The sequence below is a fragment of the Puia dinghuensis genome (genome assembly GCF_014642875.1).
GTDB lineage: Bacteria > Bacteroidota > Bacteroidia > Chitinophagales > Chitinophagaceae > Puia > Puia dinghuensis.
The window spans coordinates 243,962-256,566 of the sequence record NZ_BMJC01000003.1 but is presented as its reverse complement, the minus strand read 5'-3'; the positions used below and the strand labels follow the sequence as shown (position 1 = coordinate 256,566).

Sequence of the window (12,605 nt, the reverse complement as noted above, 5' to 3'; positions counted from 1 at the left end):
TAGCCTAACTTTACTGTATGAAACATGTCTCCATACTCGCCCTACGCGATGCAACGATGTCATGTATCGATAGCAGCTACCAGATATTTAACCGCGTAAACACTTTTTTAAACTATCAGGGAAGGCCATCCTTTTACAAGGTGGAGATTGTAGGCATAAGCGACGTGGAAACCCTTGACAGCGGATTATACCGGATCAACGTCACCAATACGATCGACAAAATAGCAAAAACTGATATGGTGGTGATCCCGTTGCTATGTGGCGATTTTTCGCAAGCGATGGAAAAGAACAAAGGATATGCAGACTGGATGCTGAAACAACATCAGCAGGGCGCTGAGATCGTCAGTCTTTGTGTCGGATCGTTTTTCCTTGCTTTTACGGGCTTGCTCGACAATCGCCGGTGCGCCATCCATTGGGCGGCCAAAAATGACTTTACGCTGATGTTTCCCCGGGTACAGGCCATCGATGATACTATTATTACCGACGAGAACGGAGTCTATACCTGCGGCGGGGGATATTCCTACCTCAACCTGCTTTTATATATCATCGAGAAACACCTGGGGCGGGAGTTGTCCGTACTGGCTTCAAAGATGTTTGAGATCGATATCGAGCGGAAGAGCCAGCAACCATTTATCATTTTTGTTGGACAAAAGCGGCATGGTGATGCTGATGTTTTAAAAGCACAGGAGTATATTGAAAATCACTCAGGCGATCAGCTCTCTGTAGATCATCTATGCAAAACGCTCCATCTGGGCCGCCGCAACTTTGAACGACGGTTTAAGAAAGGCACTGGAAATTCGGTGATGGAGTATCTTCAACGCGTCAGGGTGGAATTTGCCAAAAAACAGTTGGAATCGAGCCGGAAAACGATCCAGGAGATTATCTATGACGTTGGTTATAACGATATCAACGCCTTCAGGAAGGTCTTCAAAAAGCACACGAACATCTCGCCGCTGGAATATCGAAGGAAGTATACATAGTTTTGCTGGCCATCTTTGGCGCCGTCACGATGCCAAAAAGCCCCGATCCGCTCGGATCAGGGCATTGTACCAGGTAGAGACCCGGTGGTTATGAGTATCTAAACTGCTTTTTTCCCAAAATAACTGATCAGATAAAACGACACCCCCAGGTTAAGAACGTCTTTATAAAGGAAGAGACCCAGGAAGCTCATATATCCCATCCCGTTCACCCGGGTGATGGAACCGGGTGTGGTGATTACCATTGTACTGGTGATAAAGAACATTACCACCGCGATGGCGCCCCCATAGATACCTGCCTGGGGTTTGAACAGACCTGTCAATATAAGGACACCGGATAATATCTCCGTAAGCCCTATGATGTCCGAACCAACATAGGGGCCAAACAGCTTGAAGTGCCAACTGATCAATGGGTTGTTGCTCACCAGGGGAATAATACCTTCCGCACCCTGCGCTGTCATTTTATATGATCCGGCCCAGAACAGCATCAGGACCATCCCGAAGATCATGATTCGGGCGGGCACGTTATTGTTTGTTACCCAGGATGCCAGCCTGGTTGCCAAGCTGTTTCCGGAAGGGCGAACCTGTTCATATTGGCTTGTCGATGTCTTTTGCATTTTAGTTTTTTTATAGGTCCCTTAGCCCCCCATCGAGCAGGATCTCGGCACCCACCATAAACGTGGATTCATCCGATGCCATATAGAGAGCCGCAGCAGCCATTTCATCAGAAGTTGCGACTCGCTTCACCGGCGTAAAATTGCCCATTGCCTCCTTCATGGCCGTTGCTTCCGCTTCTGAAGTAGTGATGGTACTGAATATAGGCGTGTCCACGGGGCCGGGCGTCAGCGTGTTGACGCGTATCCGGCGATCGAGCAATTCAGCGGAAAAACTGCGGGCGAGTGAACGGACAGCCGCCTTGGTAGCGGAGTAGGCCGCATGATTTGGAATACCCTTTCCGTTGACCGTAGACGATACCAGTATGACGGAAGCCCCGTCCTTGAGCACGGGCAGCGCCTTTTGAACGGAGAAGAAAGCTCCCTTGAAGTTGATATCACTTGTCCTGTCGAATTGTTCCTCCGTGAACATCGACAACGGCCCTACGATATAGATACCGGCATTGACGACGAGGGTGTCGATCTTTCCGAATTTTTTCTCCACGGTTTGGTAAAGGCGCGTCAGATCATCGAGTCTGGATACATCTCCCCGGATGCCGATGCCATTGGGGCCAATCTCTTCCAGCGCCTTGTCGATCGTATCCTGATTCCGGCCGGTAATGGCGACTTTTGCTCCTTCTTTTGCAAAGCGTTTTGCGATGCCCAGGCCGATGCCGCTGCTGCCGCCGGTGATAACAGCCACTTTGTTTGTAAGAATTCCTGACATATTCGTGTGTTTTTGAAAAGCAAAATTACACTCGCAGGAGGCGGACAAAAATGAACTACCTTACTAAATATGTGTGAACTAGTTCACCTTTTTTTCACCTTGTCATTTCTAATTTTGGAGAGGAATTCCCTGGTCATGCTCAGATAGGAAGCGATAGCATATAGGGGAAGGCGTTGAGCCACGCCGGGGTATGTTTCTAAAAACTCATTATAGCGCTCTTCCGCACTCTGTGTGATGCAGGCTACGATACGCCGTGCAAAGAATGCGGCGGACTTTTCGGCCATCATTCTGAAAAGCGTCTCGAACTGATGGTGCGAAGCCTTGAGCTCCTGTTCCGACCGGTAATCGATCTGCATGACTACGTTATCTTCCAGCGCGACGACAAACTGGGTTGCAGGCGTCTGATAGATATAACTGTTATAGTCGGATATCCACCAATCCTCGATAGCAAACTGTACCGTATGTTCATTACCTTTCTCATCGATCACATAAGACCGGAAAGCCCCTTTTAAGACATACATGCGGTATTTGGCCACGAAACCGGGCTGTATCACCAACTGCCTTTTCTTGACTTTCACCATCTTAAAGGCCGCAAGCAGCCTGTCGAGGTTTTCAGGATTCAGCTGTATTTTCTTTTTGATATTATCAATAAAGGGGCTGATGTCTTCCATAATATTGCAAATATCTTACCTTTAAATTGATTTTCAACGTCCTCAAGTGAACCGGGGAAACACCATAGCAATCCCTGACAGGCTGAAGCCCTTCGTGCGGGCAGTCTGGTATATCGACGGCGCCGCCGACAACGCCTTTCCCAACTATGCAGACGGCACCCCCGGTATCGTCTTTCAACAACGGGACACCGGCGTCTTCGACTGTGACAACCCTGCAAAGATCCCCGGCGGCTATATCTTTGGTCAAACGGTGAAACCTGTAGTTCTGAATGCCCCAAAGAATTGTATCATCATCGGGATTGTGCTATACCCGCACGTGCTCCAATCTCTTTTTCGGTTCAACGCCAGCGAGATTACCGATGATTTTGTCGATCTGCAGCTGCTTTCGGACATACCCCGCATCGATCTGTACGACCAGCTATGGTCCACCAACAACCCGCAACAACAGCTCAACCTCATCTTTCGCTATCTCGAAGCGCTCATCAAAAAGAATTCGGCGGAACCCGATAAAGGCCTGCAATATGCGGTAAGCCGGATCATGCAGGGTAAAGAAAGGGTCTCGTTCAAAAAAATTCACACCGAGCTGAATTTGTCGGAGCGGACGTTTGAACGAAAATTTGAACAGCATGTAGGCGTTTCTCCCCGGCTGTTGGCAAACATTGCTCAGTTTCAGACATCCCTAAAGCAATTGAAGGGTGGCAAATATCACCACCTGTCGGACATCGCCTACGAGAACGGCTATTCCGACCAATCCCATTTTATCCGGTCGTTTAAAAAATTCACCGGCGTCTCCCCATTACAGTTTGTAAAACAGTTGTCGGAATCGTTCTATTTTTAGCGAACACCCCTAAATAGTTTTGTGCATCTAAAGTGCAGAACTATGAAGTGGAAGCTCATCTTCGCCCTCGCCTTCGCCATCATTGGCATCTCCGCGATTAAAAATGACGACCCGCTGCTAATGCCCCGCCTGTCGGCCTATCATCTTGACGCCGATGCGGAATTTATAAAATATGAAGTAGCCACGCCGTTATTTTCTGACTACGCAGAAAAGGAAAGGCTGATAAAGCTGCCCAAAGGCTCCACCCTCACCGTAACCGGCGACGGCCTGCCGGTCTTTCCCGACGGCGCCATCCTGGTCAAAACCTTTTTCTATTGGCGGGACAAACGGGATACAACCAGGGGAAAACAGCTCATCGAAACCCGGCTGCTCATCCGATCGGCCGGCGGATGGCAGGCAGGAACTTATGTCTGGAACAAGGAGCAAAACGAAGCCTTCCTCACCAACACCGGCCAAAAGGCGGATATCAGTTGGATAGACGCCACCGGTTCGAGCAGGATCATTCATTACCGGGTACCAACAAGCAGCCAATGCGCCACCTGTCATAAATCAAACGACGGGATCATCCCCATCGGCTTCAAGATCCGCAACCTCAACATTCCTGTAACAAGAAATGGTCGCAGCGTCAATCAGCTAACCTGGTTTGCTGAAAGGGGAATTTTGCACCCCATCAACCCTTCCTCGTATCCAACTCTGCCCGCATGGAATGACACCGCCCAACCAACAGAACAGCGGGCCCGCGCCTGGCTGGACGTCAACTGCGCACACTGCCACAACGAAAGCGGCTTTTGCTCCAAATCCGATTTTCGCCCGGCCTACGAAAATACCCTTTCCCAAACGCACATTCCGGACAAGAAAAAACGCATCCTCTCCTTCCTCCGATCTGGCCGTATGCCCCTGCTAGGCACAACAGTCGTCCACAAGGAGGGCCTGGAACTGATAGAGAACTACTTAAACAAAAAATAAATGAACCGTAAAAGCATGCTACTATTCATTACAACAGTCGTGACAGGCCTCATCGCCGGTCTCTTCTATTGCTGGTCGATCTCCGTCACCAGGGGTCTGGCCCTGTTGCCCGATCGCGAATACCTCAGCACCTTCCAACAGCTGAACCGGGCAATCCTAAACCCCTTCTTTCTCATCGGCTTTATGGGCCTCGTCTTTTTACTACCCATAACCACCTGGACACATTATCAGCGGCCGCCATCCTCCGCGTTTTGGCTCCTTCTCAGCGCAACCCTTCTCTATCTCGTCGGGGTAATAGGCATTACCATGCTCGGCAATGTCCCCATGAATGAGGCATTGGACAGCTTTAACATCGACGCCGCCACCCCGGCCGGGATAACCGCAAAAAGGCTGGCCTTCGAAGCTCACTGGAATTTTCTGAACAACATCCGCACCATCTGCTGTATTGCCTCCTTTTTGCTGACGCTGCTTGCCTATTCCTCCGGTATCATTGTTTTCAATGAATTATAATTGATAATAAAAAGTTAAGAAGAGATTGCCATTAAACGTTTTTTCCCTTTTCGCCTCTTATTAGTACAGATTTTGCTATTCCAAACTGTTTAAACCACAAAATGACAGATATGAAAACACTACTATTAGGGGCATCCCTTATGATCGCAAGCACAGCGTCTTCTTTTGCCCAGGATGGTCAAACCACTGATTTCAGAGGCTTCAGCTGGGGTACTTCCCTTGCCCAGGTGCAGTCACAGGAAAAAGCCCAGCTGGTGGTGAAGATCAAGGATGATGAACTTCAATATGCAGACCTGCTCGCGGGTTCCGACTGTTATGTCATCTATATTTTCAATGACAACGACAAATTGATCAGCGGCAATTATGTATTCACAAAGAAATACTCCAACCCGGAATTATACCTGCAGGACTATAACAAATTCAAAGACCTGCTTACACAGAAATATGGGAAGCCGGTTTCGGATGATACGCATTTTCACAGCAACGCTCCATCGGTTGAAAAGCATAGCTATGGGCAGGCAATCTCCGATGGGTATCTCACCATGGATGCTATCTGGAACGTTAACGGTTCTTTGATCAAGATCGCCCTCATATCAACGGATAGGAGCCCGAGCCTGCAAATACACTATACAAGCGATTCTCTCAACGGTCTGGAAAATAAAGCAGCATTAAAACAAGTGCTTACGAAATTATAAACCCTGAAAAACTAAAAATCCAAAAGGGTGCCCAAAGAACAATGGGTACCCTTTTAATTTCGTAAGTTTACACATGCGTATACGCTGGTTGTTAGCCGGTCTCTTGAGCTATCTGGGAGCTTTTTCCCAGCAGGCAGCTATGCCGGATAGCATTCTGCCGCAGATGCGTTGGGCTGCAAAGGAAGGTTTGCTGGACAAGTATTATCCACGCGATATCGACACCTTGTATGGCGGCTATCTCAGCACATTCAGCTATGACTTTCAGCCTGTCGGCGACCAGGACAAGATGATCGTCACACAGGCCCGCCATACCTGGTCGACGGCTAAGGCGGCCCTATTCTATCATGACAGCAGCTTCATCCCGATGTCGCGACACGGCTATTATTTCCTGCGGGATAAAATGTGGGATAGCGAGTATGGCGGTTTTTATACGCTGGTCTCGCGGGATGGCAGGGTAAAAAGTAAGATCAAGGAAGCATATGGGAATGCCTTTGGCATCTATGCTCTTTGTGCCTATTATGAATGTTCGGGTGACACGGGGTCGCTGGGACTGGCGAAGCGCACCTTTTTGTGGCTGGAGCAACACAGTCATGATCCTATGCGGAAAGGCTATTTTCAACACCTGGAGCGGAACGGTACACCGGTGATGCGGACAACGCAAGTGGATAGCCGGGCAGAAACGGGCTATAAAGACCAGAACAGCTCCATCCATCTACTGGAGGCGTTTACAGCATTGTATCATGTATGGCCCGATCCGCTGGTGCGCACGCGGCTGCAGGAGATGCTGGTGCTGATCCGTGACCGGATTGTAACGCCCCACGGATATTTACAGTTGTTTTTTACCCCTGACTGGCGGCCGGTGAGCTATCGGGATTCTTCGGAGGCTTCTATCCTGCAGCATAAGAACCTTGACCATGTCTCGTTTGGGCATGATGTGGAGACAGCCTTTCTGATGCAGGAGGCATCGGAAGCGTTGGGCGGGAAAGAGAATAAGGCGACGATGGCCATTGGGAAGAAAATGGTGGACCATGCGTTACGTAACGGTTGGGACAGCGTGTTGGGTGGGTTTTATGATGAAGGTTATTATTTCAAAGACAAGCCCGGCTGTACCATTATCAACCGCAGCAAGAACTGGTGGGCACAGGCGGAGGGATTGAATACCTTATTGATCTTTTCTGAGCTCTATCCACATGATCCCCTGCACTACCGCGACAAGTTTGTCCAACTCTGGAAGTATATACAAACCTACATGATCGACCATGAGCATGGGGACTGGTATGAGGAAGGGCTCGACAACGAGCCGCAGAGGAAGACGGCGTTGAAGGCGCATATCTGGAAGGGAACATATCATAATTTCCGGGCGCTGAGCAATTGTATCCGGCGGTTGGAGCAGTCAAACTAGAAACCGCCACTTTTGCGGGGTAGTCCGGCACTATTACCATCCCACATAATCTGGCGGTTTAATGCCGTTGAGGCGAAGGTAAACGATCATTTGAGCCCGGTGATGCGTTTGATGGTCATTGACCAGGTTGATGATCTGCAGTTTGGTCTTGGGGCCGGCAAAGAAGGAAACGGTATCGGCCAGATGAGCAGCATCAAAACGTTCGAGTATATTCAGCGAAGAATCATAGGTCTTTTCCAGCAAAGGGAGGATATCTTCCTTCTTTTTCAGCGCTTTGTCTTCTTTTGTAAGAATAGGTTTTGCATTACCCAGGTAACTGGTGCTCAACCAGTCCAGGTTTTCCGCGAGATGGAGCAGTTGTTCGGCGAAACTCATCTCCGTAGGGACGGGTTTGTAGGAGTATTTATCCGCAGGCATGAGTTGGGCCACTTTCAGGGTGTACTCCTTTGCATCCCGAAGTTTCGTGATTGCCGCATTCAGAAAAAGGTTGTCGGTAGACTGGGCTGATGTGGACATTCCACATAAAAAGAGCAGGGTACACTGTAAGAGGAACGATTTCATAAAATAGACAAATGTATAAAAAAATGGCCTGGTTCTATCTTCGCTTAGGCGAATCTGCCTGAAATTGAAGGCACAGGGCGGCGGAATGCCCGAAGCAGGAAATAAAAACCGACAAGATTGACGGCAAACCGGATGCGATCGCAGAGAAGCCATGTTCGGGTCAGCCGTCGGATGGTATCCGCATCAGCGTTGCCGCCGGCCCGGGTCATAAGTATCTCATTTATCGGGTATATGTAGGCAAGCGTAAAAACAACGGTTATGACCGTGCAGGTCAACGTGATCAGGAGATCGCGACGGTGTGGGCGACTTTTCCAGCCGGACAGCAAGGCTAGCGTCTGTGGCACGATGCTGCGCAACAGCATAAAGGGGGGACCGAAGAAATACCAGATATTTTTATTAAAACCGGTTTGTCCGAAAAAAAGGCGTACCGAGTCTGGCGGGTCGGCACTCCATTGTGGGTTTATCACCGACATCATGAACACTGTTCCCCCGACCCAGATACCGGCGCCGATAACGGCCCACCAGAGACTGAAGTTGAAAAATTTCATATCCCTAAAATAGCAGAAATCAGACATCAATGCAATTTCTCTTTATCTTAGGATAACATTAGTTATAAGACATTATATGAAAACATGCGTATTGTTTATTTTTACGTTACTTAGTCTGGCCGGCCAGTCACAAAACAACATCAACGCTTACAAGTATGTACTCGTGCCGCGACGGTTCGATTTTTTCAAGGCTGAAGATGAATACGGATTGAATTCTGAAACGAAATCACTGCTTGAACAAAAGGGGTTTACTGTTTTTTGGAGCAATGGGGATTTGCCGCCGGCAGTAGTTGCCAACAGGTGCGCAGCACTTCTGGCTGAGGTGGATGAGAGAAAAGCGTTTTTTACTACGAACCTTACGATAATGTTGAAGGATTGCTTCGGCAATATTATCTTCAAAAGTAAAGAAGGTAAAAGCAGGGAAAAGGAATTTAATGTAGCATACGACCAGGCGCTGCGATATGCCTTCGCCTCGCTAAATAGTGTGCCCTACAAATATGATAGCACGCTATCGCCACAACCCCAACAACTTACCGCAACACCTGCAAATTCATCGCCCGCGCCGGCATCCGATAAGCCTGCTGTTGCTCAAATAAGCGGAACATTATACGCCCAGGTGATCCCTAATGGATATCAATTGATCGATACCACTCCGAAAAAAGTATTAACCCTGCTTAAAACCTCAATGCAGGATTATTTTTTAGCCGAAGCCGACGCTTTCAACGGCGTTGTCTTTAAAAAGAATGGCGAGTGGCTTTTGGAGTACTATAAAGATGACAAACTTGTCTCTCAGAAACTAGAGATCAAGTTCTGATCTTCCCCTGCTGCTGAAATGCAAAAACCCCCGCACGTTGTGCGGGGCCTTCGTTGCCCGACCCGAATGAATTTCGAACCATGAAGAAAATTACCAGATTTGGTAAATCTCGCGTGATCCGGTGAGGTACATATCCTGATACCCCGCCATAGCCGCTTCCATTTTCTTCATCGCTTCGGTGTCTGCCTTGTATTTTTCCCAATTCTTTTCATAGGCGCTGAGGTTCTCGTATTGAGATACCATTATCACCCGGTTATATTGTCCCGTCATGTCGGTGAGTATAGTCACCGGCTCGCCGGACCCGGTCATTGCTTCCTTGAATTTCTTGGCAAGTTTCGATGCATTTCCGGGTTTGCAAACGAAGATCTCGTGGACTTGTATCATGGTTATGATGTTTTACCTAAAATTACTTGATCTTTCTTTCATAGTGAAGCTTCGGGGTAAGTTGCTGCCCCGAATCGACGAATGTCGAACCCGATCGAAGATTTGATTTTAAACCTCACTGGACAGGACGACAGAGGTTTCAATCTGGCGTTTGGGGATCGACCAATATTTCCTTAGCAGTCGCTCTTTTTCCTCGAATGAAACCACCCGAAACCCGTGCTTTTTATAGAACTCAATTGCCCAGGTCGCGTCTGCCCATGTGCCTATCAGAATGGGTTTTGACGTCAAAGTGCTTAGGTGTTGTAGTAATTTTCCTCCGATACCCTTATTTCTTGCGGTAGTCCGCACATAGGCATGGCGTATTAACGTAACATCGCCTTTGTCCTGAAGGCCCATTACGCCAATGATCACGTCGTTTTCCACGTAGCACCAAAATGTAACGCCATCATCGATTTGACCTTGTAATTCTGTTTTGGACATATAGGGCTCATGCCACCTGTCTTCAGGAATTATGCCCTTATAAGCCGATGCGGCGTCATTGATGATCTCATAGATCTGGGTAAAATTTTCTTTTGTGCTTGGGATGATCATATTCAATGTTTGAGCCATTCTTTGAAGGCGGCGATGCGGGACTGGCTAATGAAGACGTCCTCATCCTTGCAATTTTTGAGCTCGACCCTGATCTTGCCATTAGTAAGGGTAAGGATCTTTTCCAGGGTGTTGATATGGGCCAGGTACTTACGATTTATCCGAAAAAAATAATCCGGATTCAGCGAAGCCTCCAGCTCTTCCAGCGAGTCATCCCGGCAGGGAGGACATTGTTGTTGGGGACATTCCAGCACGAAAGGAGAAAAATACAAACAATCGGAAGGCAGAGGCTAATTCTCATAAATAATTGACTGGAATATTTTTACCAATTGACATTTTCTGCATAGGGCTTGTCGGGATAATCTTTGAAATCTTTAATCTTCCAAAGGCTGAAGGCCGGCGCCGCTCGGTTCATAACTAAATCTAATTGCCAGACCGCGGCATTTTCAGACCAGGGGTCAATAAGAATTTGAGCGGTATTCTCATCTATAAGTCTAATCTCATGGATATCTTGCAGGTCTCCAATTGGCCTGACTGTTCGATCAAAAAACGTCCTCAGAATAAGAATCTCCCCGCCAACCAGGCACCAATCATTGTTCTTGCTGACTACACCGCAGGTGGGGTCATGTTGAAATTGCCAGATGCCGATCTCCTCCTTTGTCAATTTATTGTAGCAATAGGCTTCCTCATATAAGTGACCTAACGACATTACGTAATTCTCGTATAGCAGTCTGAAGCCGGGTTGGTCTTTGACGTAGCCTTTGTAGGAGCGCATGCCCGAATTTACCCAATCCTACGGCGGGGAACAAATAAGGTGGATTAATGGATTGCGGATAACTGATTGATTATTAACGATATTTTTTCTAAATATAAACTATTTTGTAAATTTATAGGTAGATTGTACTATTTGTTGCAAATTTATATTATGACTTTAAAAATTTAAAAGAATCTCTTTAAATTTGCAAAAATAGGAATTTGAAGTATTTAGACCGCCATATTACAGCCCGCATTAAAGAAGCGCTTAAAGTCAGTCCTATTGTCTTTTTGAATGGCGCCAGACAAACGGGAAAGAGCACCCTGGTGCAAACCATCGCGAAAGAAGTTTCTTCCAATAATGAACCGGCGACATATGTTTCACTCGACAGACCCGTCTTGCTGACGTCGGCCTCATCCGCGCCTGAGGCATTCCTGACCGGCTATCAAGGAAGTCCGGTAATTATAGATGAAGTCCAGCTGGCCCCGGAGCTTTTCAGAGTTTTGAAAATTGTGGTAGATGAAGCAAGGATTTCAGGTGTAGCATCCGCAAATGGCAAGTACCTACTGACGGGCTCCGCGAATATCCTCGCGTTGCCGAGGTTGGCGGATCCGTTGGTTGGTAGAATGGCGATTCTTACGTTATATCCGTTTACTGCGGCGGAAGCGACCCATAATATTCCTGGCGGGATAGAACGCTTATTGCGATTGGATTTCAAAAATATTAATAACCGAGGGCTCACCCTGTTGAATGCCATTAAGAAAGGCACATTTCCAGAAATTGTAGAAGCCAGCATAGCCGAGCGTCGGATATGGTTTGATGGTTATATTACGTCGATTTTGCAAAGAGATGTCCGCCAGATATCTGAGCTGGAAAAGATTTCTTTATTGCCCCAGCTGTTAAGTGTACTTGCGACGCGTGTAGGTGGCCTAATGAATGATTCGGATATTGCGAGGGAAGTTGGACTAAGCTCCGTTACGGGGAAGTCATATCGGGGAATCCTGAAGCTGATGTTCCTGACCCTTGATGTCAAGCCCTGGCATAGGAATGTGGGAAAACGGTTGGTCAAAGCTGCAAAGGGATATTTGGTTGACACAAATCTCGCCTGTCATCTGCTCGATTATGATATTGACGATGTCGCCTCGAAGCAGCCGGGGCTTTTTGGAAACCTGGTAGAGAATTTTGTAGCGACGGAGCTTTTAAAGCAGTTGAGCAATAGCGATGTAAAGGCTGAGCTATACCACTTCCGTACCAGTGACGGTAAAGAAGTGGATTTTATATTGGAAAGGCCCGACGGTTCTGTTTTGGCCATCGAGGTTAAAAGGGCAGAAACTGTTAACATGGACGACTTTAAAGGCATCAAAGTGTTTCAGGAATTGGCCGGGAAGGATTTTATTGGTGGTGTAGTACTTTATTCCGGAAAAGATGTCGCACCATTCGGTAACAATCTGTGGGCTGTACCATTTTCTGTGCTTTGGTAATTACCCAAGCCCTGCTAGGAGTAGTGCTGGAAAACA

The 12,605-nt window shown here is 47.7% G+C and carries 17 protein-coding genes; 8 read left to right on the top strand and 9 right to left on the bottom strand.

The features are described 5' to 3' along the window. Positions 1 to 17: 17 nt before the first annotated feature. Complete coding sequence (locus tag IEY39_RS14385; protein ID WP_188932712.1) at positions 18 to 980, top strand: GlxA family transcriptional regulator; 963 nt, start codon at positions 18 to 20, stop codon at positions 978 to 980. A 98-nt stretch (positions 981 to 1,078) separates the two neighbouring features. Here IEY39_RS14385 and IEY39_RS14380 read toward each other — a convergent pair whose 3' ends face one another. The 3 genes from IEY39_RS14380 to IEY39_RS14370 all read right to left on the bottom strand — a co-directional run bounded on the left by IEY39_RS14380 (position 1,079) and on the right by IEY39_RS14370 (position 3,028). Beyond that, positions 1,079 to 1,594 carry a DUF417 family protein gene (locus IEY39_RS14380; protein ID WP_188932710.1) on the bottom strand — a complete coding sequence of 172 codons (516 nt, stop codon included), beginning with the start codon at positions 1,592 to 1,594 and terminating at the stop codon, positions 1,079 to 1,081. Positions 1,595 to 1,604: 10 nt separating this feature from the next. Next, on the bottom strand, positions 1,605 to 2,357 hold the full coding sequence (locus IEY39_RS14375; RefSeq protein ID WP_188932707.1) for an SDR family oxidoreductase: 753 nt from the start codon (positions 2,355 to 2,357) through the stop codon (positions 1,605 to 1,607). 83 nt (positions 2,358 to 2,440) lie between these two features. Beyond that, positions 2,441 to 3,028 carry a Crp/Fnr family transcriptional regulator gene (locus IEY39_RS14370; protein ID WP_188932705.1) on the bottom strand — a complete coding sequence of 196 codons (588 nt, stop codon included), beginning with the start codon at positions 3,026 to 3,028 and terminating at the stop codon, positions 2,441 to 2,443. Between the two features lie 46 nt (positions 3,029 to 3,074). Here IEY39_RS14370 and IEY39_RS14365 point away from each other — a divergent pair, with 46 nt between their 5' ends. The 5 genes from IEY39_RS14365 to IEY39_RS14345 all read left to right on the top strand — a co-directional run bounded on the left by IEY39_RS14365 (position 3,075) and on the right by IEY39_RS14345 (position 7,439). Further along, complete coding sequence (locus IEY39_RS14365) at positions 3,075 to 3,866, top strand: helix-turn-helix domain-containing protein (RefSeq protein WP_188932704.1); 792 nt, start codon at positions 3,075 to 3,077, stop codon at positions 3,864 to 3,866. 42 nt (positions 3,867 to 3,908) lie between these two features. Then, positions 3,909 to 4,832, top strand: a complete 924-nt coding sequence (locus tag IEY39_RS14360; RefSeq protein WP_188932702.1) for a hypothetical protein — start codon at positions 3,909 to 3,911, stop codon at positions 4,830 to 4,832. After that, the gene (locus IEY39_RS14355; RefSeq protein ID WP_188932700.1) at positions 4,833 to 5,342 is read left to right on the top strand and encodes an anthrone oxygenase family protein; all 510 of its coding nucleotides are present in this window, start codon (positions 4,833 to 4,835) and stop codon (positions 5,340 to 5,342) included. 110 nt (positions 5,343 to 5,452) lie between these two features. Continuing rightward, positions 5,453 to 6,037 (top strand): hypothetical protein, encoded by a 585-nt coding sequence (locus IEY39_RS14350; protein ID WP_188932697.1) that lies wholly within the window; start codon positions 5,453 to 5,455, stop codon positions 6,035 to 6,037. A 73-nt stretch (positions 6,038 to 6,110) separates the two neighbouring features. After that, positions 6,111 to 7,439, top strand: a complete 1,329-nt coding sequence (locus tag IEY39_RS14345) for an AGE family epimerase/isomerase (RefSeq protein ID WP_188932695.1) — start codon at positions 6,111 to 6,113, stop codon at positions 7,437 to 7,439. Between the two features lie 33 nt (positions 7,440 to 7,472). Here IEY39_RS14345 and IEY39_RS14340 read toward each other — a convergent pair whose 3' ends face one another. Together IEY39_RS14340 and IEY39_RS14335 are read right to left on the bottom strand one after the other, a co-directional pair. Beyond that, positions 7,473 to 7,955: a DinB family protein gene (locus IEY39_RS14340; protein WP_188932693.1), complete on the bottom strand. Its 483-nt coding sequence runs from the start codon at positions 7,953 to 7,955 to the stop codon at positions 7,473 to 7,475. Positions 7,956 to 8,044: 89 nt separating this feature from the next. Next, a complete protein-coding gene (locus IEY39_RS14335; RefSeq protein ID WP_188932691.1) occupies positions 8,045 to 8,548 on the bottom strand; it encodes an anthrone oxygenase family protein in 504 nt (167 codons plus the stop codon). Between the two features lie 76 nt (positions 8,549 to 8,624). On the opposite strand from IEY39_RS14335, the gene IEY39_RS14330 reads away from it, so the two are divergent. Further along, positions 8,625 to 9,362 (top strand): hypothetical protein, encoded by a 738-nt coding sequence (locus IEY39_RS14330; protein ID WP_188932689.1) that lies wholly within the window; start codon positions 8,625 to 8,627, stop codon positions 9,360 to 9,362. A 90-nt stretch (positions 9,363 to 9,452) separates the two neighbouring features. Here IEY39_RS14330 and IEY39_RS14325 read toward each other — a convergent pair whose 3' ends face one another. The 4 genes from IEY39_RS14325 to IEY39_RS14310 all read right to left on the bottom strand — a co-directional run bounded on the left by IEY39_RS14325 (position 9,453) and on the right by IEY39_RS14310 (position 11,109). Beyond that, the gene (locus IEY39_RS14325) at positions 9,453 to 9,746 is read right to left on the bottom strand and encodes an NIPSNAP family protein (protein ID WP_188932687.1); all 294 of its coding nucleotides are present in this window, start codon (positions 9,744 to 9,746) and stop codon (positions 9,453 to 9,455) included. 108 nt (positions 9,747 to 9,854) lie between these two features. After that, a complete protein-coding gene (locus IEY39_RS14320; protein WP_188932685.1) occupies positions 9,855 to 10,337 on the bottom strand; it encodes a GNAT family N-acetyltransferase in 483 nt (160 codons plus the stop codon). 2 nt (positions 10,338 to 10,339) lie between these two features. Beyond that, positions 10,340 to 10,588 carry a LytTR family DNA-binding domain-containing protein gene (locus IEY39_RS14315; protein WP_188932683.1) on the bottom strand — a complete coding sequence of 83 codons (249 nt, stop codon included), beginning with the start codon at positions 10,586 to 10,588 and terminating at the stop codon, positions 10,340 to 10,342. A gap of 68 nt (positions 10,589 to 10,656) precedes the next feature. After that, a complete protein-coding gene (locus tag IEY39_RS14310; RefSeq protein ID WP_188932681.1) occupies positions 10,657 to 11,109 on the bottom strand; it encodes a hypothetical protein in 453 nt (150 codons plus the stop codon). A 200-nt stretch (positions 11,110 to 11,309) separates the two neighbouring features. Between IEY39_RS14310 and IEY39_RS14305 the strand changes: the two genes are divergently transcribed. After that, positions 11,310 to 12,569, top strand: coding sequence for an ATP-binding protein (locus tag IEY39_RS14305; protein WP_188932679.1), 1,260 nt, complete (start codon positions 11,310 to 11,312; stop codon positions 12,567 to 12,569). Positions 12,570 to 12,605 lie beyond the last annotated feature (36 nt).